Raw genomic sequence first — 21741 nt, forward strand, 5'->3', positions numbered from 1 at the left:
TCCTTGCGGTCGGGGTGCGGTCATGCGTTTTCGCCGAGGATGGCGAGTGCGGTGTCTTCGTCGGTGACGAGCACTGTGCACAGGCCGCTGCCGACGACGGCGCGGGCGATGGAGTGTTTGGAGCCGCCGGTGATCACGGCGATGGCGGTCTTCGCGTGACGCAGCGCTTCGAGCTGGATGCCGACGGTGCGGCCGTTGAGTTCCGGGTCGACGATGTTGCCGTTGCTGTCGATGTACCGGCCGACGATGTCGCCGACCGCGCCCTTGCGTACGAGCTCGGCGACCTGTTCCGCGGTGAGGTAGCCGCTGTCGACGAGAGCCGAGTTTTGGTCGGCCTGGCCGGCGCTGAACAGGTAGGCGGATGCCGCGGAGCCGAGGTTCAGCACGGCGGCGACGGAGCGGTCGGCTTCGATCGCGATCTTGGTGTCGAGGCGCTCGAGGATGGCGGGGCTCGGCAGCAGCGTCGCCGCCCCCGAGGCCTTGTGAGCGATGGTGACGGCCGTCGCGGCTGCGGTGCCGGCGCGCCGGTTGAGGCTGACTCCGCCGTTGATCTGCACGACGTTGACGCCGTTGGCCCAGCCCTGGGCCAGGTGCAGCGACACCTCGTGCAGGGTGCGGCCCCAGCTGATGCCGAACGTTCGCGGCACCGGGCGGAGGCCCGTGAGGTAGTCGGCGGCAGCTTGGGCAGTGCGGGACTGGAGTTCTTCGTCAGTGGAGACGCCGGCGGAGGAGACGACGATGGCATCCGTCAGGTGCGTGGTCTCGCGCAGCCGGCGTTCGATGGAGAGGCGACGGGCGCGCGGATGCACGATTTCGATGCGGATGAAGCCACTGGCCTTGGCCTGGGCGAGGAGCCGGCCCACCTTCCAGCGGGTGAGGCGGAGAACGGTGCCGATTTCGTCCTGCGTCTTGTTTTCCTCATAGTAGAGCTCGGCCGCGCGAATGGACAAGAGTTCGTCGGTGTCCGTCATGGTGCTCCGTTCCGTTCGGGTCCAGCCTAAGTCTCCGGTCTCCCCCGATCAACGCCTGTTGGCCATGTTGCTCATCTGCGCATTCGGGCATCGACACCGCATCTCAGCACGCCCTAGGCTGATCTCATGCCCACCAGCTACGCTCTCGCCGTCGACCTCGGCGGCACCAAGGTTGAAGCCGCACTCGTCGACGAGCAGGGGGTCGTGCTCGCCGCCAGCCGGCACCGCGCCCCCACCGGCCCGGTGAAAACCGCCGACGAACTCGCGGACAGTGTACGGACCGTCGTGACGCGCGCCCGAGCGAGCCTGCCGGCCGGAGACGCCCTCCTCGGCGTCGGCATCGGCACCGCCGGACCGATCACCGTGGACACGGGCACGGTTTCTCCGTTGAACCTGCCGGCCTGGCGGGATTACCCCTTACGGGACCGTGTCGCGGCCCTCGTGCCCGATGCGCCCGTGCGCCTGCGTCTGGACGGCCTCTGCATCACGCTCGCCGAGCACTGGCTCGGCGCCGGGAGGGGCGCCGACAGCCTGATGGGCATGGTCGTGTCCACCGGCGTCGGCGGCGGCCTGATCCTGGGTGGGTCCACCGTTTCCGGGGCCACCGGCAACGCCGGGCACATCGGGCACATCGAAGTCGGCGGGTTCGACGACGCCTGCGCCTGCGGCGGCACCGGATGCCTCGAGGCCGTCGCGTCCGGACCGCGCACCGTGGCCTGGGCGCGCGCCGAGGGCTGGCCGGGCCTTACCGGCGAAGATCTCTCGGCCGCGTACGCCGCAGGAGACCCGATCGCAATCAGTGCGGTCAAGCGCTGCGGCCAGGCCATCGGCCAGGCGATCGCCTCCGCGACGAACCTCGTGGACCTCGACGTGGTGGCGATCGGCGGCGGCTTCTCACACGTCACGCCGGACCTGTTCGACTACGTGCGAGCGGCCGTCGCCGAGCGCACGGTGTTCTCCTTCGCGACCCGGGTGCGCGTCGTCGCATCCGCTCTCTCCGGCGACGGCCCACTGATCGGCGCCGCGGCGCTCATCCACCGCGCCGATCTGGTCGCCTGAGGCGCCCGCGCCCGCTGCACGGCGTCGGCGAGGGCAGCGGCCAGGGCGGTGCCGATCAGGAAGGCGAGTGGCCAGGTCCAGCCGCCGGTCAGCTGGTGCAACGGCCCGAAAGGCAGCCGCCTGACCAAGTAGCCGGCTCGCAACAGCGAGATGCCCGGTCAGGCCAGGATGCCCGGTCAGGCCAGGATGCCCGGTCAGGCCAGGATGCCGCGGACCTTGTCCACGTCGTCGTGCATCTGCACGATCAACGGTTCGATTCCGGTGAACGCGACCATGCCGCGGATACGTTCGACGAAGGACACCTCCACCACATGGTCGTACAGGTCGATGTCCTGGTCGAGCACAAAGGCCTCGACCTGCTTCTGCGCCACACCGTCGAAGGTGGGGTTGTTGCCCACCGAGATGGCCGCCGGGTAGCGGAGACCGGCATCCGTCAGCCAGCCCGCGTAGACCCCGTCCGCGGGGATGAGCCCCTCGGACGCCGGTGACAGGTTGGCCGTGGGAAAGCCGAGTTCGCGACCCCGCTTCGCACCGTGCACGACCTCGCCGCGCACGGTCGGGTTGTGCCCGAGCAGCGTGGTGGCCGCGCCGACCTCGCCGCGGGAGAGCAGCTCGCGGATCCAGGTCGACGAGACCCGGCGCATCCGGTCTGGTTTCACGTCGTCGATCAGGCGCACGGTGAACCCGAACCGGTCCCCCAGCTCCTGCAGTAGGTGCACATCGCCGGCGCCGCGAGCGCCGAACCGGAAGTCGCGGCCGACCAGAACGGTGCGCGCGTGAAGCCCCTGCACCAGGATGCTCTCAATGAAGTCCTCGGGCGACAGAGCGGCCAACGCCGCGGTGAACTCGAGCAGGAGGGTGGCGCGCACGCCGGTCTCGGCGAGCAGGGCAAGCTTCTGTTCGGTGCTGATCAGGGTCTGTGGGCACTCCTGGGGGGCAAGCACGGCGAGCGGATGCCGGTCGAAGGTCACCACCACGGAGGCCAGTCCGGCGCTGTCGGCGAGTGCCTGCAACTCGGCGATGACCGCGCGGTGCCCCGCGTGCACACCATCGAACTTGCCGATGCTGACCGCGGAGGCCGGCCAGTCGGCCGGGATGTCGGCTACGCCGCGCAGCACCTTCACTCGCGCACCTTCCCGCTCCGGGACAGCCACCACATGCCCAGGACCGGCAGCACGAGCGGGATGAAGAGGTAGCCGCGGCCGTACAGCGACCAGACCGAGTCGTGCGGAAACAGGGCCGGGTCGACGAGGCTGAGGGTGCCGACCACAAGCACGCCGGCGAGCTCGAAGCCGATCGTGATCCAGGCCGCCCGGCGCCAGCGTCCGCCGCTCCTGATCAGGGCCACCGTGGCGACGATGTAGACGACCGCGGCCAGAGCGGACAGTGAGTAGGACAACGGTGCCTCGGCAAATTTAGAGGCGATCTGCACGAAGGAGCGGCCCGTGGCGGCGAGCGCGAGGAGGCCGTAGACGGCGATCAGCACGCGTCCGATGCCGGTCACCGGGGTCGGCCGAGCGGTCTGGGCGGGCGTCCCTGCGGCGTTGCTCTGCTGTGCGGTCATGGCTTACTGATTATCGCAGCATCCGTGGATCCGATTTCACGGGCGCCGGACTTCTCGGCCCTGCATCTCACAGGCCCTGAATCTCACAGACCCTGGATCTCACAGGCCCTGGACGGTCCAGATCTGCCACATCCGGTAGACCATCACGGCCACGCCCAGCCCGCCGACGCCCAGGATGACCGTGCTCCAGCGGCTGCGTTCGATCAGCGCCCAGGCTGCGGCGGCCACGGGCACGAGAATGGCGCTGATCAGGTAGGTGTAGAACTCGAGCAGGCTGCCGGTCGCGGTGTTGCCCGTGAGCGGGGCGACGATCGCGACGACGAGCTGCACGATCAGCAGCAGCTCTACGAGCGCGGTGGCACCCATGGTGAGGTCGCTGGGTTTGCGCCCGGCCAAGCCGAGGGCGATGCAGAGCAGGCCGGTGAGGGTGGCCACAGCCAGCTGGAGCCACATGAACCACTCGATCATGCGGTGGCCTCCGGGGCTGCCGCGGGTTGCGGGGCATCGGCGACCTGATCGGGTGGGAAGTTGAGCAGGGACTTGGCGTGGTCGCCACGGTACTCGACCAGGCCGACCAACCGGCCGTCCGGCGCGACCGCGGCCACCGGGCCGACCGGCACCGCGGTGCCGGCTTCGGCGTCGGTGCCGACTGCACCGTCCACCGCGATGCGCTTGCCGTGTCCGAGGTCGATGGCCTGCTGCTCTGTCAGGTCGAGGCGTCCCAGGATGCGCGTGGCGGCATCCGTCGGGCCGATCAGTCCGGCGGCGACGTCGAGCTCGGCGAGCGGCTGGGCCATGTCGATGCCGAACGGGCCGATCCGGGTTCGGCGCAGGCTGGTGAGGTGGCCGCCGACATGAAGGGCGGCGCCGAGGTCGCGGGCCAGCGCCCGGATGTACGTGCCGGAGGAGCACTCCACCCGCACCTCGAGGTCGAGGAACCCGTCGGCCGGGGTCAGGGAGAGCAGCGCGAACGCGCTCACGGTGACGGGGCGGGCTGGCAGGTCCACTTCTTCGCCGGCGCGCACCCGGGCGTAGGCGCGCTTGCCGTCGATCTTGATGGCGCTGACGGAGCTGGGCTGCTGCGCGATGGCGCCGGTGAGGGCGCCGATTCCGGCCGCGACGGCTTCTGGCGTGACGGCGGCCACGGCGTCGACGGATGCCCGCGCCAGCTCTTCACCCTCGGCGTCGTCGGTCGTCGTCGACGCACCCAGTCGAATTGTCGCCAGGTATTCCTTGTCGAGGCCGACGACGTACGTCAGCAGGCGGGTGGAACTGTTGATGCCGAGGACCAGCAGGCCGGTGGCCATCGGGTCCAGCGTGCCGGCATGACCGACCTTGCGGGTGCCGGCCAGGCGGCGGGTGCGGGCGACGGCGTCGTGGCTGGTCCAGCCCTGGGGCTTGTCGACCAGGAGGAGGCCGCTGACGGTGGCGCCGACCTTCGTCGACCGCTGCCCGGGCGTCCGTTCGACTGTCGGTTCGCTGGCTGGCCCGCCGGATGCTTCGTTCATTCTTGACATGGTATCCGGCCCCGGCCCGGCGCTGACCCATCGGGCGCGACCTAGGCTGGGGGGATGGATATTGCGGTGATCGGAGCCGGCGCCCTCGGCGGCACGTTCGCGACCCTGCTCGCCCGGGCCGGTCATACGGTCACCGTGACAGCGCGCGGACCGGCGCTTACGGCCATCCGGGCCGAGGGAATTTCCCTGACCGGGGCCTTCGGAACCGTACGCCAGCATCCGCTCGCGCTCGAACGTCTGGCCCGAACTCCTCAGCTGACGCTCATCTGCACCAAGGCCCAGGATGCGGCGGCGGCCATCGGCGAGAACGTCCGGGTTCTCGACGGCTCCCCCGTGATCGTCGTGCAGAACGGCCTCGACGGGGTGCGCACCGCGGGCTCTCTGCTGCCCCGCTCGGACTGCTTCGGCGCCCTGTCGATCATCGCGGCGAACTACGCGGCACCCGGACAAGTGACGATCACAACCGCCGCGCCCACCTATCTGGGCCGGGGAACCGGCGCCGCGGATGCCGCCACGCTCGCCTGGCGGGACGTGCTCGCCGGCGCCGTGCCCACCGTCGCCCTCGACAACTTCGTCGGCGCCCAGTGGACCAAACTCGTCGTCAACATGCTCAACGCACTACCCGCGATCACCGGGATGAGCGTTCAGAATGTCATCGACCACGCCGGGCTGCGCCGCGTGATGACCGAGAGCATGCGCGAGACCGTGGGGGTGGGGATGAAGCGCGGGGTGCGTTTCGGCAGCCTGCAGGGGCTCGGCGACCGGCCGTTGAGAGCCTTCTCGCGGCTGCCGCCGGCCCTTGGCCAGGTGCTGCCGCTGAGGCTGAAGGCCCGCATGGGCGACGTGCCGAACCTGGGTTCGACGCAGCAGAGCCTGAAGCGCGGGCAGCTCACCGAGGTCGACTTTCTCAACGGCGCTGTGGTGCGGGAAGCCGCCCTGGCCGGCGTGCGGGCGCCCGTGAACGAGCTGCTGACCACTCTCGTGCACGAGGTCGAGGCACGCGGGGTGCCGCTGGCACCGTACGACGTGCTCGAGCGGTTCGCGGCGCTGCGCCACTGACCGTCGCGACCCGTGACCCCGATCAGCAGCTGTCGAGGAACACACGGCGCGGGTCGGCCGGGTTGCTCACGTCGACGATGGCCGTGGCCCGGCCGCGCGGACGCACCTCGCCGCGATACAGCCGGTCGGCGACCTCGTGTTCGGTGACCGTGCCGGCGTCCTCGGCACCGCCTGGTCCGAAGCGCACAGCGTCCGCCTCGGTCTCCACCAGAACGCTATACGACCATAGGTCGCGCAACTCCTTGCGATTCAGGTACTCGCCGTCGAGAATCAGCGTGGCGTCGGACGGCCCGGTCAGCCAGGTCGGCTGGATCCAGGCATCCCGGTCGGCGTCGAACGCCCGCGTGACGAAACCGGTGCTGCCACCCAGCCGGAACGGGTCGAGCAGCACGCGCCGCAGCAGCGAGAAATCGTACAGGTGGCGCAGCAGCCGCTCGGGAGATTCCGGGCCGAAGCGCTCCTGCTCCGCGCGCGACCGCCGGAAATCGCGCAGGGAGGCTGAGAACACCGGATGCTCCCGCTCACCGAACACGGCGGCCAGGTCGTCGGCGAAAGCGGCGCGCTCCGCGGCCTCCGTGCCGTCGATGGCGACGACCGTGCGACCGAGCCCGTAGACGCCAAGGATTTCGGTCGTGAGTTCCCGCAGGAACTCGATCCGGGGAGTGGAGGCAAGCTGCATCTTTCGAGCCTAGGTTAGAACGGTGAATGCCACGCTCACGCTCGCTCCTGCAGCCGGCTCCCCTGCCCTCAGCCTCGCCATCAACGCCTGGTTCCGGGGCAATGCCCGCGACCTGCCCTGGCGCCGGCACGGCTTCGGCGCCTGGGGTGTGCTGGTGAGCGAGTTCATGCTGCAGCAGACCCCGGTGAACCGGGTGATTCCCCGCCTCGCGGAGTGGCTCGAGCGCTGGCCGACACCGGGTGACCTCGCGGCGGTCCCGCCCGGCGAGGCGGTGCGCGCCTGGGCAAACCTGGGTTACCCTCGCCGGGCTCTGTGGCTCCACGCGGCCGCGGTGGAGATCACCGAGCGGCACGATGGGGTGGTCCCCGCCGACGTCGACGCCTTGCTGGCCCTCAGCGGGATCGGCGACTACACGGCCAGGGCGGTCGCCGCGTTCGCCTACGGCCTGCGGCATCCGGTCGTCGACACCAACACCCGGCGGGTCATCGCGCGCGCCGTGGCCGGCCAGGCCGAACCGGCCCCACCCAGCCGCACCCGCGACCTGGACGCCATGAGCGCGCTGCTCCCTCTCCCCGTGAGCGACGCCGCCGTATTCAACGCCGGCATGATGGAGCTGGGCGCCGTGGTCTGCACCGCCAGGAGCCCCCGGTGCGATGACTGCCCCATCCGCGCCGCCTGCGCCTGGCGCCTGGCGGACTACCCGCCCTATTCCGGCCCGCGCAAAGCCGTGCAGAAGAAGTTCGAGGGCAGTGACCGAAAGGTTCGAGGCTTGATCATGGCCCAGCTTCGCGCCACGCGGCACCCGGTGACGGATGCCGAGATCACCGGCCTGTGGGCCGACTCACCGCAGCGCGACCGGGCTTTGGCGGGCTTGCTGTCCGACGGCCTCGCCGTTGCCACCTTGCCCGGGGAGTACATCCTGCCGCAGGGATAAGCCCCTTCGGGCGCGAAAAAGGCCGAACCGGCCCGCACACCGCTGACGGATGGTGCGGGCCGGCACGGCCGGCCGGTCACTGACCGGCAGGTGGTGCATCCTTACTTCTGCGAATCCGAACCGGCGGGAACGTCGGCGGGAACTTCGGCGGGAACTTCGGCATGTTGGCCGCCCGCGGGCTGCGCCACGTCGTCGTCCTCGTCGTCGTCGTCACCTTCGTCCTCGTCGTCGTCGTCGTCTTCGTCTTCGTCGAATTCGCGCGGCTTGACGTAGGGGTCCTCGTCGCCGGCATACTTCGCCGTCCGAGCCTGCTCCTCGACCTGAGTGTCGCGCTCGCGCGCCTCACGCAGCAGGTCGTCGATCAGGGCCGCATTCTCCGGGATGGCGTCCGCGATGAATTCGAGCGACGGCGTCAGCCGGGCGGTGATGTTCTTACCGACCTCGCTCCTCAGCATGCCGGTGGCCGCCTTGAGCGCTGCCGCACTGTCGGCTCGTTCCTCCGCCGAACCGTAGACCGTGTAGAACACCGAGGCGTGCTGCAGGTCACCGGTCACCTTCACGTCGGTGATGGTCACAAAACCGAGCCTCGGATCGCGGAGTCCGCGTTCGATGCGCTTGGCCACGATGACCTTGATGCGGTCGGCCATTTTCCTGGCGCGTGCCGGATCTGCCATTGTCTAACTCCTATTGTCGAAAAACTACCGAAGGAGCGGGCCCCGCCTCGTCCCTGTTCAGGAACCCGGCGAAACCCGCACCCATCTTCCGTAGGTCGTTAGACCCGCGGCTTTTCCTTCATTTCGATCGTCTCGATCTCGTCACCGATCTGGATGTCGTTGAACTTGCCCAGGCCGATACCACACTCGAAGTCCGTGCGGACCTCGGTGACATCGTCCTTGAACCGGCGCAGCGACTCGATGCCCAGGTTGTCTCCCACGACGACACCGTTGCGGATGACCCGCGCCTTGGCGTTCCTCGTGATGACGCCCGACCGTACGATGACGCCGGCGACGTTTCCGAACTTGGAGGAGCTGAATACCTCGCGGATCTCGGCGACACCACTCTGCACCTCTTCGAACTCGGGCTTGAGCATACCCTTGAGGGAGTTCTCGATGTCCTCGAGTGCGTTGTAGATGACCGAGTAAAAGCGCACATCCACGCCTTCACGGGCTGCGCGTTCGCGTGCCTTCGTGTCGGGGCGCACGTTGAAGCCGATGATGATGGCGTTGTCGACGGTGGCGAGGTTGACGTCGCTTTCCGTGACCGCACCGACACCACGGTGGATGATGCGCAGCTGAACCGAATCGTCGACCTCGATCTTGAGAAGCGACTCTTCCAGGGCTTCAACAGCACCGGAAACGTCACCCTTGATGATGAGGTTGAGTGATTCGACCTTGCCCTCTTCGAGTGCACGGGTGAAGTCTTCGAGGCTGATCCGCTTACGGGCCTTGGCCAGCAGGGCGTTGCGCTCGGCGGCTTCGCGCTTCTCGGCGATCTGACGAGCCGTGCGATCTTCCTGGATCACCAGGAAGGTGTCGCCGGCACGCGGAACGCTGGAGAGGCCCTGAACCTGGACGGCACGGGACGGGGTTGCGGCGAGCACGGGCACTCCGTTCTCGTCTGCCATCGCACGAACGCGGCCGTAGGCCGTGCCCGCCACGATGGAGTCCCCGACGTTCAGTGTTCCCGACTGGATGAGCACGGTCGCCACGGCGCCACGACCCTTGTCGAGGCGAGCCTCGATGGCCACGCCGCGAGCGTCCTTGTCCGGGTTGGCCCGCATGTCGAGACCGGCGTCAGCGGTGAGGAGCACGGCGTTCAGGACTTCCTGGATGCCGGTGCCCTGCTTCGCCGACACGTCGACGAACATGACGTCTCCACCGTATTCTTCGGCGACGAGACCGAACTCCGTGAGCTGCTGGCGCACCTTCTGCGGGTTGGCGCCGGGCTTGTCGATCTTGTTGACTGCAACCACGATCGGCACGTTGGCGGCCTGGGCGTGGTTGAGCGCCTCAATCGTCTGCGGCATGATGCCGTCGTCCGCCGCGACCACGAGGATCGCAATGTCCGTCACCTGGGCACCACGGGCACGCATGGCGGTGAACGCCTCATGGCCCGGTGTGTCGATGAAGGTGATGGCGCGTTCAATGCCCTCGTGTTCGGTGATGACCTGGTAGGCACCGATGTGCTGCGTGATTCCGCCGGCTTCGCCCGCGGCCACCTTCGCATTGCGAATGGCGTCCAGGAGCGCGGTTTTACCGTGGTCGACGTGACCCATGACGGTGACGACGGGGGGACGGGCGACAAGCTCGTCATCCGTCTCGTCTTCCAGCTCCTGGTCGATGTCGATGTCGAAGGCGAGCAGCAGCTCGCGGTCTTCGTCGTCGGGAGAGACCATCTGGATCTTGTAACCGAGCTCGGAGCCGAGCACGTCGAACGTGGCCTCGTCGAGCGATTCGGTTGCCGTGGCCATCTCACCGAGGTGGAACAGGACCGTGACCAGGTTTCCGGGGCTCGCGTCGATCTTGTCGGCGAAGTCCGTGATGGACGCACCGCGGCGCAGACGCACCACGGTTCCGCCATCGCCGCGGGGTACGCTCACGCCACCCAGCGACGGAGCCTCGCGCAGCTCGAACTCTGCTCTCTTCGTCCGCTTGGACTTGCGGGCCTTGTTCTTGCCGCCACCGCGACCGAACGCACCAGCGGTTCCGCCGCCGGGGCCGCGACCGCGACCACCGGCGCCGCCACCACCGGCAGGACGGGGCGGGCCGAAGCCGGGGGCTCCGGCCGGGGCGCCACCAGGACGTTGGAAGCCGGGGCGTGCGCCGCCGGCACCACCCGGAGCGCCACCGGGACGCTGGAACGCACCCGGACGCTGACCGAAACCGGTCGGGCGCGGAGCCTGCCCGGGGCCACCCGGACGAGGTGCACCGGGGCGCGGGGCCGCGGGGCGCGGAATGTTACTGGGCGAAGACGTGGACGGCGGGCGCTGGCCCATGCCCTGCGCGCTCGCAAACGGGTTGTTGCCGGGACGCGGACTCGGGGTCTTGCCCATGCCCTGGTTGCTGGCGAACGGATTGTTGCCCGGACGAGCCGTCGGCGGCTTCGGCACGGACGCACCGGGCTTGGCTGCGCCCGAAGCGCCACCCGCGGTCTTGGCGACCGGGGCATCCGTCGCGGTCACGGTCTCGGTGACGATCGCGGCGGCCGCAGCCTTCTCGGCGGCGGCGGCCTTCTCGGCAGCCTGAGCCTGACGCTCGGCGACGGTGAGCGGGGCAGTCGGCATCGGCGGGGCGTCCGCGGCGGGCGCAGCTGCGGGGACCTCGACGACGGGACGTGCACCCGGCTTGACGGCCAACTTTGCCGGGGACGGACGTGCGCCGCCCGGCTTCGCGGGGGTTGTCGCGGCGACGGGGGTGGTGCCCGCTGGGGCTGTAGCAGTGGCGGCGGGAGCCGCGGTGCTGGAGCCATCGGCCGCCAGGGCGGCGCGCAGACGGCGCGCTACCGGGGGTTCGACGCTACTGGACGGGCCCTTGACGAACTCGCCCATCTCTTTCAATTTAGCAAGGGCAACCTTGCTGTCGACGCCGAGCTCGCTAGCGATCTCGTGTACGCGTGGTTTCGCAGCCACAATTCTCCTGTTCCGGGTCTGCACCCGGAAAGGGGCAGACCGTTAGTAACGGACGGGTCTCATTTCGAGCCGCTCATTAGTTATCCATAAGCCTGTTCAGCCTGTTCTCTAGTTGATTCGCGTCCATTGAACTGGTCACGCGAAGGGCACGCCCGAAAGCGTGTCGCCGCAGTGCGTCCTGGAAGCACGCGGTAGTGGGATGCAACCACGCACCTCGCCCAGGCAGAGTGGCGGTTTCATCCACCACGAGTTCCGATTCTCGGGCCACAACCCTCAGAAGTGAGGATCGCGGAGCGCGCAAACGGCATCCAATGCACGTTCTAACGGGATCCATCGTACCCCCTATTCCGTGTCCTCCAGAATGCTGTCCGGCTGAATGTCGATTTTCGCACCCGTGAGCTTGGCCGCGAGGCGCGCATTCTGGCCTTCCTTGCCGATCGCCAGTGACAGCTGGTAGTCGGGAACGAGGGCTCGGACGGCCTTGATCGATTCGTCGATCACATAGGAACTGGTGACCTTGGCCGGCGACAGTGCGCTCGCGACGAAGGTGGCCAGGTCTGGCGAGTAGTCGACGATGTCGATCTTCTCGTTGTTGAGCTCCACGGTGACGGCGCGCACGCGCTGGCCGAGCTCGCCGATGCAGGCGCCCTTGGCGTTGACGCCGGGCTCCGTGGCGCGAACGGCCATCTTGGTGCGGTGACCGGCCTCACGGGCAAGCGAGACGATTTCGACGACGCCGCTGGCGATCTCCGGCACCTCGAGGGCAAACAGCCGACGCACCAGCGAGGGGTGCGTGCGGGACACGGTGATCTGCGGGCCTTTGAGGCCCTTGCCGACGGCAGTGACATAGACGCGAATGCGCTGTCCGTGCACGTAGCTCTCGCTCGGCACCTGCTCCTCGGGCGGCAGGATCGCCTCGATCGTGCCCAAGTCGACGTGGATCATGCGCGGGTTCGGACCCTGCTGGATGATCCCGGCGACGATCTCACCCTCGCGGCCCTTGAATTCGCCGAGCACAGCGTCATCGGCCAGGTCGCGCAGGCGCTGGTTGATGACCTGCTTGGCCGCGAAGGCCGCAATGCGACCGAAGTCGGTGGGGTTGTCGACGGCTTCGCCGACGACGTTGCCCTCTTCGTCGTGTTCGGGCACAAAAATGTCGACGTGGCCGGTCTTGCGGTCGAGGACGACGCGCGCTTCCGGCTCTTCCTCGACGGCCTGCTTCGTGGAGACTTCACCCTGCTGGGTGTGCTTCACGTAGGCCGTCAGAATTGCTTGCTCAATGATCCGCACGAGTTCCTCGAAGGGAATCTCTTTCTCGCGCTCCAACTGCCGCAACACGCTGAGGTCGATGTCCATGGCCGGCCTCCTCTATTCAGATCTTGCCGCCGCGAAACTGCGCAACGGGCTCGTCTTAGATTAGCCGACTCCCCGGACGCCCGTCACCCGTCCCCGGCCCGTTCCGCGCCGAAACCGCCTTCCCCTCGGCCCGCACGCGGCGCTACGCTGGGCGGATGGCAGCCGATTCCGTATCTGACAACGCTCAGCATGCTGCACGCACCGCCGAGGGCAGCCGCACCTTCCAACTTCTGGCCCGCGCCGGTTATGCGGTGAACGGCCTGCTTCACGTCATGATCGGCGCCATCGCAATCAGCGTGGCAACGGGCGCCGGTGGCGAGTCGGCAGACCAGTCTGGCGCGCTCGGGCAGTTGGCCCAAACCCCCGGCGGCGTGTTCGTGCTCTGGACGGTGGTTCTCGGCCTGTCCTCGCTCGGCCTCTGGTATCTGGTACAGGTGTTCCTTGAACCCGCCCAAGATCCGAAACGCAAGTGGGCCCACCGCGCCGTCCTGATCGGCAAGGGTGTCGTCTTCCTGTTCATCGCGGGGACGGCGTTCACGTTCGCCCGCGGAGCCTCGGCAAGCTCGTCGGAAACAGCCAGCGACTCGACCGCGAGACTGCTGTCGATTCCCGGGGGCGTCGTGCTGCTCTTCGTCGCCGGCCTGGCCGTGGTCTCGATCGGCGGCGTCTTCGTTCACCGCGGGGCCAGCCACGGCTTCACCGACAGCATCACGGTGCCCGGCGGCCCGGCCGGCACGGTGGTCGTCATCCTCGGAACCGTGGGCTACATAGCGGAGGGCATCGCGCTGTCCGCCGTGGGCATCCTCTTCACCGTGGCGGCTTTCACGCTCGACCCGGAGAAGGCCACCGGCATGGACGGTGCGCTGAAGTCACTCGTGGCGCTGCCGTTCGGGGTGGCAATCCTGGTGCTGGTCGGCGCCGGAGTGATCGCTTATGGCGTGTACTGCTTCGCCCGGGCCCGGCTCGCCCGCCTCTGAACCTTCAGCCGGGCCGGGCACTCAGGCGACGTTGGCGGCCAGCTCGGCAACGGCCACCTGGGTGCGATCACCGGTGCGGCGGTCCCAGAGTTCCACGATGCCGTCGGCGGCTCCACGGCCCACGATGACGATGACGGGGATGCCGATCAGTTCCGCGTCGCCGAACTTGACGCCCGGCGACACCTTGCGGCGGTCGTCGTAGAGCACGTCGCGCTGGATGCCTTCCAGCATGGCGACAACGGTTTCGGCAGTCTCGAAGACGACATCATCCCGGCCGGTGGCGATCACGTGCACGTCGAACGGTGCGACCGTCTCGGGCCAGATCAGGCCCTTCGGGTCGTTGTTGAGTTCGGCGATGGTGGCGAGGATGCGGGTGACGCCGATGCCGTAGGAACCCATCGTGACCGTGACGAGCTTGCCGTTCTCGTCGAGAACCTTGAGCCCGAGCGCCTCAGCGTACTTTCGGCCGAGTTGGAAAACGTGGCCGATCTCCATGCCGCGGGCCAGCTCCACCGGGCCGGAGCCGTCGGGCGCGGGGTCGCCGACGCGAACCTCGGCGGCCTCGACGGTGCCGCCCAGCTCGAAATCCCGGCCGGCGACGAGACCGAAGACGTGGCGGCCGGGCTCGTTCGCGCCCGTGATCCACTCGGTGCCCTCCACGACGCGCGGGTCAACCAGAAAGCGGATGCCGGTGGTCGACTTCTCACCGAACACCGCTCCGTTCGCGCTCCAGGGTCCGATGTAGCCCTTGACCAGCCCGGGGAACTTGGCAAAATCCGTTTCGTTCGCGGCCTCGACCTCGGCGGGGGTGACGGCCACCTCGACGCGCTTGAGGTCCACCTCGCGGTCGCCGGGGAGGCCGATCACAAGGAGTTCACGGGTGCCGTCGGGTTGGATCAGCGCGAGGACGACGTTCTTGAGGGTGTCCGCGGCGGTCCAGGCGCGGCCGTCGGGACGCGGATGGTCGCTGTTGGCCCGGTCGACCAGGGTCTGGATGGTGGGGGTGTCCGGGGTGTCGAAGACCTCGGCGGTGGGGAAGCCAGCCCAGTCGATCGATGGCGGGACGATCGTGCGGAAGGCCTCGATGTTGGCCGCGTAGCCGCCGGCCGACCGCACGAAGGTGTCTTCGCCGACCGGGGTCGGGTGCAGGAACTCTTCGCTCTTGGAGCCGCCCATTGCGCCGGCATCCGCCTGAACGATGACGTACTCGAGGCCGAGCCGGGTGAAGATGCGCTCGTAGGCGTCGCGCTGAGCCTGGTAGCTCGTGTCGAGGCCGGCATCCGTGTAGTCGAAGGAGTAGGCATCCTTCATCGTGAATTCGCGACCGCGCAGCAGTCCGCCGCGGGATCGGGCCTCGTCGCGGTACTTGTCCTGGATCTGGAAGATGGACAGGGGCAGGTCCTTGTAGGAACTGTAAAGGTCCTTCACGAGGAGTGTGAAGACCTCTTCGTGGGTGGGGGCGAGGAGCATGTCGCTGCCCTTGCGGTCCGTGAGCCGGAAGAGGCCGTCGCCGTATTCGTCCCAGCGGCCCGTGATCTCGTAGGGTTCCCGCGGCAGCAGGGCCGGGAAGTGCACCTCGAAGGCGCCGGCCGCGGCCATCTCCTCGCGCACGATCGTCTCGATCTTGGCCTTGACGCGCAGGCCGATCGGCAGCCACGCAAAGATTCCGGGGGCCTGGCGGCGGATGTAGCCGGCGCGCACCAGCAGGCGGTGGCTGGTGACCTCGGCGTCCGAGGGGTCTTCGCGGAGGGTACGGAGGAAGTAGTTGGACATACGAGTAGGCACTCACCTACTTTACGGCGCGCGGACAGACGTCGCGGCGCACCCGGTGGACGGCGGCGCCCGTTCCGCGGTCCGCCGGCTTCCGCAACCAGCGCCGCGAACCGTCTGACCGAGGTGCCGCCAGCGGTGGTCGAGCTCGCCGAGACCTGGCGACCCGACGTGCGGAGGCTCCCGCCTCGGGCATCCGTTGCGGCCGGTCGCTAACCTCGGAGATTTTTTCGCAACACGCCGCACAATGCGGCGCCAAAACCGGTGTTTCCCAAAAATCTCCGCGTTGACGTGACGACGGATGCCCATGACGAGTATGCGCGGCTGGCCCAGCGACGCGACTTGGCGAAGGGGACTCGCCGAACTCGGTGGATCTCGACTAGTTGGATCCGACCGTCACGACGGGAGCGCCGAGGGAGTCTTCGCTCGGCGGCATCTCGGCGGCCATCCGGTTGGCCTCCTCGATCAGGGTCGCGACGATCTCCGACTCCGGCACGGTCTTGATGACCTCGCCGCGCACGAAGATCTGGCCCTTGCCGTTACCCGACGCCACGCCGAGGTCGGCGTCGCGGGCCTCGCCCGGACCGTTCACGACACAACCCATCACGGCAACCCGGAGCGGCACGGTCATGCCCTCGAGGCCGTCGGTGACGTCGTTGGCGAGCTTGTACACGTCGACCTGCGCGCGACCGCAACTCGGGCAGGACACGATCTCCAGCTTGCGCTCGCGCAGGTTCAGTGACTGCAGGATCTGCAGACCCACCTTGATCTCCTCGGCCGGGGGCGCGCTCAGCGACACCCGGATGGTGTCACCGATGCCTTCGCCGAGCAGGATACCAAACGCCGTGGCGCTCTTGATGGTGCCCTGGAACGACGGTCCGGCCTCGGTGACGCCGAGGTGCAGGGGCCAGTCGCCGCGTTCGGCGAGCAGCCGGTAGGCCTTGACCATGATCACCGGGTCGTTGTGCTTGACGGAGATCTTGAAGTCGTGGAAGTCGTGTTCCTCGAACAGGCTGGCTTCCCAGACGGCGCTCTCGACGAGCGCCTCCGGGGTGGCCTTGCCGTACTTCTGCAGCAGGCTCGGCTCGAGCGAGCCGGCGTTGACGCCGATGCGGAGGGAGACGCCGGCTGCTTTGGCCGCGGCGGCGATCTTGCCGACCTGGTCGTCGAACTTGCGAATGTTTCCCGGGTTGACGCGCACGGCGGCACAGCCGGCGTCGATCGCGGCGAACACGTAGCTCGGCTGGAAGTGGATGTCGGCGATGACCGGGATCTGGCTCTTCATCGCGATGATCGGCAGCACCTCGGCGTCGTCGCGGCTGGGCACGGCGACGCGCACGATGTCGCAGCCGGATGCCGTCAGCTCGGCGATCTGCTGCAGGGTCGCGTTGATGTTCGTGGTCGGCGTCGTCGTCATCGACTGCACGCTCACGCGCGCGTCACCGCCGACGAGTACCTTGCCGACCTTGATCTGACGCGTCTTGCGACGCGGAGCGAGTACTTCAGGTACTTTGGGCATTCCCAGGTTGATTGCAGCCACGGCGACAGCTTACGCGGCGAGACCGGGCGAAATCTGAACGGATGCCGGATGACTCCCGACGGTCGGGGCCACCGCCGGAACGCATCGCCACACCTACCCGATCGGCCCTCGGCCCGATCGGTCTTCTGAAGGAGATCCGCTATGAACCACAGTGCCGTGAACAGCAGCGACGTCGTCATCCTCGCGGGCTCGCGCACACCGCAGGGGCGGGTGAACGGGCAGCTCGCCGGCCTCACCGCCGTGCAGCTGGGGACCGCTGCCATCACTGGTGCGCTCGCCCGCGCCGGCGTGACACCCGACCAGGTGCAGTTCGTGCTGATGGGCCAGGTCCTGCAGGCCGGCTCCGGCCAGAACCCGGCCCGGCAGAGCGCGATCGGCGCCGGCATCCCGTGGAACGTTCCGGCGATGACTCTGAACAAGGTGTGCCTCTCGGGGTTGGCCGCCGTGATCGACGCGGCCCGGATCATCCGTCTCGGTGAAGCGGATGTCGTCGTGGCCGGCGGCCAGGAATCGATGTCGAACGCCCCGCACCTGCTGCCCGGCTCGCGCACGGGCTGGGCCTACGGCAGCGTCACCATGCTTGACCACGCCGCCAGCGACGGGCTGACGGATGCTTTCGACGGCCTCTCGATGGGCCTCTCCACCGAGCATGTCAACGGGCGGCTCGGCCTGCTTCGGGCGGACCAGGATGCCATCGCGGCCGCCTCGCACCAGCGCGCCGCCGCCGCCGCCGCGAACGGCGTCTTCGACGACGAGATCACCCCGATCAGCGTTCCGCAGCGGAAGGGCGAGCCGCTTCTGGTCACCACGGACGAGGGTGTGCGCGGCGACAGCACCACGCAGACGCTGGGCCGGCTGCGCCCGGCCTTCAGCGAGGACGGCACCGTCACGGCCGGCAACTCGTCGCCGCTGAGCGACGGTGCCAGCGCCCTCGTGCTGTGCAGCCGCCGCTTCGCCGACGACAATGAGCTCAGCTGGCTGGCGGTGGTGGAGTCCTCCGGCCAGGTCGCCGGACCCGACAACTCGCTGCACTCACAGCCGGCGAACGCGATCCACCGCGCGTTGGAGCGCCAGGGCTGGGCGGCCGACGAGCTCGACCTGGTCGAGATCAACGAGGCCTTCGCCGCGGTGTCGCTCGAATCGACCCGGGAGCTCGGCCTCTCCCCCGAGCAGGTCAACATCCACGGCGGCGCGATCGCCCTCGGGCATCCGATCGGGGCCTCGGGCGGCCGCCTCGCGCTGCATGCGGCGCTCGAGCTGGCCCGGCGGGGCACCGGCAAGGCCGCCGTCGCCCTCTGCGGCGGCGGCGGCCAGGGTGAGGCGCTGCTGCTCTCGCGCTAACGCCCGTACCGGACGCCGCTCGCAGACGCCGAGAGTCGCCGTTTCTGCCCAGTTGACCTGGCGGAACGGCGACTCTCGGCATTTTCGGTGAATCTCGCCGGGCAGAGCCGCTGAGAGCTGCGCCGGGACGCGCCGCGGGTCAGCCGAAGATGTTGATCGGTTTGACGATGTCGGCGTAGATCAGCAGCAGGCTCATGGCACCGAGCACCACCACGACGGCGAAGGTGAGCGGCATCAGTTTCGCCGTGTCGACGGGGCCCGGGTCGGGGCGTCTGAACAGCTTGGCGAGCTGACGCCGCAACCCTTCCCAGAGCGCGCCGGCGACGTGTCCGCCGTCGAGCGGCATCAGCGGCACCAGGTTGAACACGAACAGGGCCACGTTGAGTGAGGCCAGGAGCCCCAGCATGCTCGCGATTTTGCTGTTCACCGGGATGGCGTCGATGCTGGCGATCTCGCCGGCGACGCGGCCGACCCCGACCACACTGATCGGGCCGTTGGGGTCGCGCTCCCCCGGTCCGAAGGCCGCGTTGGCGATATCGATCATGCGCTGCGGCAGGTTCGCGATCATGTGCACGACCGCGCCGATGTTCTCGCCCACCGCGGGCAGCACGGCGGTCGCCGGCTGCGGCACGAGCTCGCCAGCCGGGCCGATTCCGACGAAGCCGATCTCCTGGGTCCTCGGCTCGCCGGCGGCATCCTCTTCGATCTCGCCGTCGGCATCGCTCACGTAGCGTTCGGTGAGTTTCGGGGTGATGGTCAGGGTCTGCTGGGTGCCGTTGCGCTCGACGACGGTGGCAAGCGGGATGCCCGGCGACTCGCGAATGATCTCGGTGGACTGGTCCCAGCTGTCGATCGGGGTGCCGTTCATGCTGACCAGGCGGTCGCCCGGCTGCAGGCCGGCCGCGGCGCCGGGCGCCTTCTCGTCGGTCGGTTCGCAGGTCTGCCGGGCGCTCGTGGCCGGCAGCACGCACTCGGACACACTGCCGACGGTGGTGCTGACCTGGGCCGTTCCGAAGCCCATCAGGAGCACGGCGAAGAGCACGACCGCGATGAGGAGATTCATCGTGGGCCCGCCGAGCATGATGATGACACGCTTGAAGACGGGCAGGCGGTAGAACGCGCGGTGCTCCTCGCCCTCACCGACGGTGTCGGCGCTGGACTGGCGGGCGTCGTCGACCATGGTGGCCATGGCGCTGGGCTTCTTTTCCGGTTCGCCCTCCTGTACCAGCTGGTTGAAGAAGCCAGTGCTGGATGCCTGCACTCGGCCGCCCTTTTGGGCCGGCGGGAACATGCCGATCATGGCGATGTAGCCACCGAGCGGGATGGCCTTCACGCCGTACTCGGTCTCACCCTTGCGACGGGACCATAAAGTGGGGCCGAAACCGATCATGTACTGGGTGACCTTGACGCCGAAGAGCTTGGCGGGAAGCAGGTGGCCGATCTCGTGCAGGCCGATGGACAGGGCAAGGCCGACCACGACGATCAGAACGCCCAGAATATACAGCAGCACGGTTTCCACAGTCGTAGATTACCCACTCCACCCTGCGAGGGCGCTGGCCGTTCGTCCTGCAAGGTGTGGTTTGCTTGACTTCACGGATCCACGAGGAGGTCCCCTCTGTCCAAGCCACACACCGTCGGTCCCATCGGCATCAGCCTGGCCGACCGTTTTCGTATCGACGCTCTGCTCGGAACGGGCGGGATGGCATCCGTCTACCGGGCCACCGACCTCTTTCTGGGGCGTACTGTCGCCGTGAAGCTGTTCCGTCTCGACACGGCCGACGACGCCGGGCCCGAGCGCCAGAGCGGCGAGGTCACGGTGCTCGCGAGCCTCAACCACTTCGCCCTGGTCACCCTGTTCGACGCCGGCACGGCCGTGATCGACGGCGTCTCGCGCACCTACATCGTGATGGAGCTCGTGGACGGCACGGACCTGCGCAGCAAGATCGCCGATGGGGCCCTGCACCCCGACGAGGTGGCAGCCATGGGCGCCGACCTCGCGGAGGCGCTGCACTACGTGCACGCGCAGGGCATCATCCATCGCGACATCAAGCCCGCGAACGTGCTGCTCGCACCGTCGGGATTCCCCGGCCGCGCCATGCATGCCAAACTCGCCGACTTCGGCATTGCCCGTCTCTTCGACGCGACCCGCCTCACGGCGACCGGGTCTCTGCTCGGCACGGCCGGCTACCTCAGCCCCGAACAGGCACTCGGCAGCACCATCGGCCCGCCCAGCGACGTGTACTCGCTCGGACTCGTGTTGCTTGAATGCCTCACCGGCGAGCGCGCCTTCACCGGAACGGCGATCGAATCGGCAATGGCCAGGCTGCAGCGGCAGCCGCACATTCCGGCCGATCTCGGCCAGAGCTGGGCCACCGTTCTGGGCGGCATGACCATCCGCGAGCCGGCCGACCGGCTCAGCGCGGGCGACGCAGCCGTGCAGCTGCGACGCCTGGTCAGCGGGGGAAATACCGACGCTGGAACCGCAGTCACCGTGGCAATGGGGGCTCCGGGGGCCACCGAGCTATTGGAGCCCACCGCCGTCCTGGGCGCCACCGAAACCCTCCAGCCCACCGCGGTACTCAGGTCCGCGACCCTCGATCCGACTGCGGTTCTGGCCGCCACGAGAGTCATCGCCGCCCCGAAACCCGTCGCGGATGCCCCCACCGAGTTTCTGACGCCGGCCGGCGCTCCGGCCCGCTCACCGGGCAGCGCCCGTGCCACCACCACCGCTCCCGCATGGCGCCGTCCCCGAGTGCTCGCCGCGCTGGGAGTGCTGGCCGCACTCATCGTGCTCGCCGTGGTGGTCTTCACCCCCCGGGGGGCCGAACCGGCCACGCCCGCCGCCACCTACCCGGCCGTTGACGGTTCCCTCGGCACCAATCTGAAGCGACTCCAGGAAAGCGTGACGCCATGATGCCTCGAGACCGCCTGACCCTCGCGCTGGCCGCGGTCACGCTCGTCGCGTCCACCCTGACCGGGTGCGGGAGCACGCCTCCCGACCTGCAGCAGAGCACCGCCACCCAGTTGCAGGCCGGTGTGCAGGACGTGACAGCGGCCGCCGCGGCCGGCGACTTCGACGCCGCCCAGGTTTCGCTCGAAGCCGTTCAGGCCGACCTGCTCACCGCGGCCGCGGCGGACGAGGTAAGCGCCGCCCGTGCTGCCGACATCCAGTCAGCCCTCAACCTGGTGTTCGCGGACCTGACCGCTGCGATCGAGGCGAGCGAGCCGGAGCCGACCGTGGCCCCGGTTCCAGCCCCGAGCCCGACGTCCGTTGACAACGGCAACGACAAGGACGACGGTAGATGCAAGAAGAAAGACGACGGCTGCGACGACGAGGACTAGCGTC

General features: G+C 68.7%; 20 protein-coding genes. 7 read left to right on the plus strand and 13 right to left on the minus strand.

The features are described 5' to 3' along the window. Positions 1-20: 20 nt before the first annotated feature. A complete protein-coding gene (locus E3O18_RS03480; RefSeq protein ID WP_134396361.1) occupies positions 21-971 on the minus strand; it encodes a sugar-binding domain-containing protein in 951 nt (316 codons plus the stop codon). Positions 972-1097: 126 nt separating this feature from the next. Here E3O18_RS03480 and E3O18_RS03485 point away from each other — a divergent pair, with 126 nt between their 5' ends. Then, on the plus strand, positions 1098-2030 hold the full coding sequence (locus E3O18_RS03485; RefSeq protein WP_134396363.1) for an ROK family protein: 933 nt from the start codon (positions 1098-1100) through the stop codon (positions 2028-2030). 194 nt (positions 2031-2224) lie between these two features. Here E3O18_RS03485 and E3O18_RS03490 read toward each other — a convergent pair whose 3' ends face one another. The 4 genes from E3O18_RS03490 to truB all read right to left on the minus strand — a co-directional run bounded on the left by E3O18_RS03490 (position 2225) and on the right by truB (position 5102). Further along, positions 2225-3154 carry a bifunctional riboflavin kinase/FAD synthetase gene (locus E3O18_RS03490; RefSeq protein ID WP_134396365.1) on the minus strand — a complete coding sequence of 310 codons (930 nt, stop codon included), beginning with the start codon at positions 3152-3154 and terminating at the stop codon, positions 2225-2227. Next, positions 3151-3594 carry a hypothetical protein gene (locus E3O18_RS03495; RefSeq protein WP_134417470.1) on the minus strand — a complete coding sequence of 148 codons (444 nt, stop codon included), beginning with the start codon at positions 3592-3594 and terminating at the stop codon, positions 3151-3153. The genes E3O18_RS03490 and E3O18_RS03495 overlap by 4 nt, the downstream gene beginning before the upstream one ends. A 99-nt stretch (positions 3595-3693) precedes the next feature. Beyond that, positions 3694-4062, minus strand: a complete 369-nt coding sequence (locus E3O18_RS03500; RefSeq protein ID WP_134396369.1) for a hypothetical protein — start codon at positions 4060-4062, stop codon at positions 3694-3696. Next, positions 4059-5102, minus strand: a complete 1044-nt coding sequence (truB, locus tag E3O18_RS03505; RefSeq protein WP_134396371.1) for a tRNA pseudouridine(55) synthase TruB — start codon at positions 5100-5102, stop codon at positions 4059-4061. The genes E3O18_RS03500 and truB overlap by 4 nt, the downstream gene beginning before the upstream one ends. Before the next feature lie 63 nt (positions 5103-5165). Between truB and E3O18_RS03510 the strand changes: the two genes are divergently transcribed. Beyond that, positions 5166-6170, plus strand: coding sequence for a ketopantoate reductase family protein (locus tag E3O18_RS03510; protein ID WP_134396373.1), 1005 nt, complete (start codon positions 5166-5168; stop codon positions 6168-6170). 22 nt (positions 6171-6192) lie between these two features. Here the strand turns inward: E3O18_RS03510 and E3O18_RS03515 are convergent, their stop codons facing one another. Further along, positions 6193-6849: a hypothetical protein gene (locus E3O18_RS03515; protein ID WP_134396374.1), complete on the minus strand. Its 657-nt coding sequence runs from the start codon at positions 6847-6849 to the stop codon at positions 6193-6195. A 79-nt stretch (positions 6850-6928) separates the two neighbouring features. On the opposite strand from E3O18_RS03515, the gene E3O18_RS03520 reads away from it, so the two are divergent. Then, positions 6929-7783, plus strand: coding sequence for an A/G-specific adenine glycosylase (locus E3O18_RS03520; RefSeq protein ID WP_166784675.1), 855 nt, complete (start codon positions 6929-6931; stop codon positions 7781-7783). Positions 7784-7884: 101 nt separating this feature from the next. On the opposite strand, the gene rbfA is transcribed toward E3O18_RS03520, so the two are convergent. The 4 genes from rbfA to nusA form a co-directional block, all read right to left on the minus strand. After that, positions 7885-8457 carry a 30S ribosome-binding factor RbfA gene (gene rbfA, locus E3O18_RS03525; RefSeq protein ID WP_134396376.1) on the minus strand — a complete coding sequence of 191 codons (573 nt, stop codon included), beginning with the start codon at positions 8455-8457 and terminating at the stop codon, positions 7885-7887. A 98-nt stretch (positions 8458-8555) separates the two neighbouring features. After that, complete coding sequence (gene infB, locus E3O18_RS03530; protein ID WP_134396378.1) at positions 8556-11411, minus strand: translation initiation factor IF-2; 2856 nt, start codon at positions 11409-11411, stop codon at positions 8556-8558. Positions 11412-11487: 76 nt separating this feature from the next. Next, positions 11488-11745 carry a YlxR family protein gene (locus E3O18_RS03535; RefSeq protein ID WP_134417472.1) on the minus strand — a complete coding sequence of 86 codons (258 nt, stop codon included), beginning with the start codon at positions 11743-11745 and terminating at the stop codon, positions 11488-11490. A gap of 8 nt (positions 11746-11753) precedes the next feature. Further along, the gene (gene nusA / locus E3O18_RS03540; protein ID WP_134396382.1) at positions 11754-12767 is read right to left on the minus strand and encodes a transcription termination factor NusA; all 1014 of its coding nucleotides are present in this window, start codon (positions 12765-12767) and stop codon (positions 11754-11756) included. A gap of 155 nt (positions 12768-12922) precedes the next feature. Here nusA and E3O18_RS03545 point away from each other — a divergent pair, with 155 nt between their 5' ends. Continuing rightward, positions 12923-13744, plus strand: a complete 822-nt coding sequence (locus tag E3O18_RS03545; protein WP_134398751.1) for a DUF1206 domain-containing protein — start codon at positions 12923-12925, stop codon at positions 13742-13744. Between the two features lie 21 nt (positions 13745-13765). Here the strand turns inward: E3O18_RS03545 and E3O18_RS03550 are convergent, their stop codons facing one another. Further along, positions 13766-15529 (minus strand): proline--tRNA ligase, encoded by a 1764-nt coding sequence (locus E3O18_RS03550; protein WP_174722104.1) that lies wholly within the window; start codon positions 15527-15529, stop codon positions 13766-13768. Positions 15530-15893: 364 nt separating this feature from the next. Further along, entirely contained in the window at positions 15894-17054 is a 1161-nt protein-coding gene (gene ispG, locus E3O18_RS03555; protein WP_174720143.1) for a flavodoxin-dependent (E)-4-hydroxy-3-methylbut-2-enyl-diphosphate synthase, read from the minus strand. 141 nt (positions 17055-17195) lie between these two features. Between ispG and E3O18_RS03560 the strand changes: the two genes are divergently transcribed. Beyond that, entirely contained in the window at positions 17196-18395 is a 1200-nt protein-coding gene (locus tag E3O18_RS03560; protein ID WP_134396386.1) for an acetyl-CoA C-acetyltransferase, read from the plus strand. 139 nt (positions 18396-18534) lie between these two features. Here E3O18_RS03560 and E3O18_RS03565 read toward each other — a convergent pair whose 3' ends face one another. Then, complete coding sequence (locus E3O18_RS03565; RefSeq protein ID WP_198410884.1) at positions 18535-19914, minus strand: site-2 protease family protein; 1380 nt, start codon at positions 19912-19914, stop codon at positions 18535-18537. A 153-nt stretch (positions 19915-20067) separates the two neighbouring features. Between E3O18_RS03565 and E3O18_RS03570 the strand changes: the two genes are divergently transcribed. Further along, on the plus strand, positions 20068-21309 hold the full coding sequence (locus tag E3O18_RS03570) for a serine/threonine-protein kinase (protein ID WP_277870881.1): 1242 nt from the start codon (positions 20068-20070) through the stop codon (positions 21307-21309). Further along, positions 21306-21737, plus strand: a complete 432-nt coding sequence (locus tag E3O18_RS03575; protein ID WP_134396389.1) for a hypothetical protein — start codon at positions 21306-21308, stop codon at positions 21735-21737. Before E3O18_RS03570 ends, E3O18_RS03575 begins: the two co-directional genes overlap by 4 nt. Positions 21738-21741 lie beyond the last annotated feature (4 nt).

It is taken from the genome of Cryobacterium sp. TMT2-42-4 (genome assembly GCF_004402645.1).
GTDB lineage: Bacteria > Actinomycetota > Actinomycetes > Actinomycetales > Microbacteriaceae > Cryobacterium > Cryobacterium sandaracinum.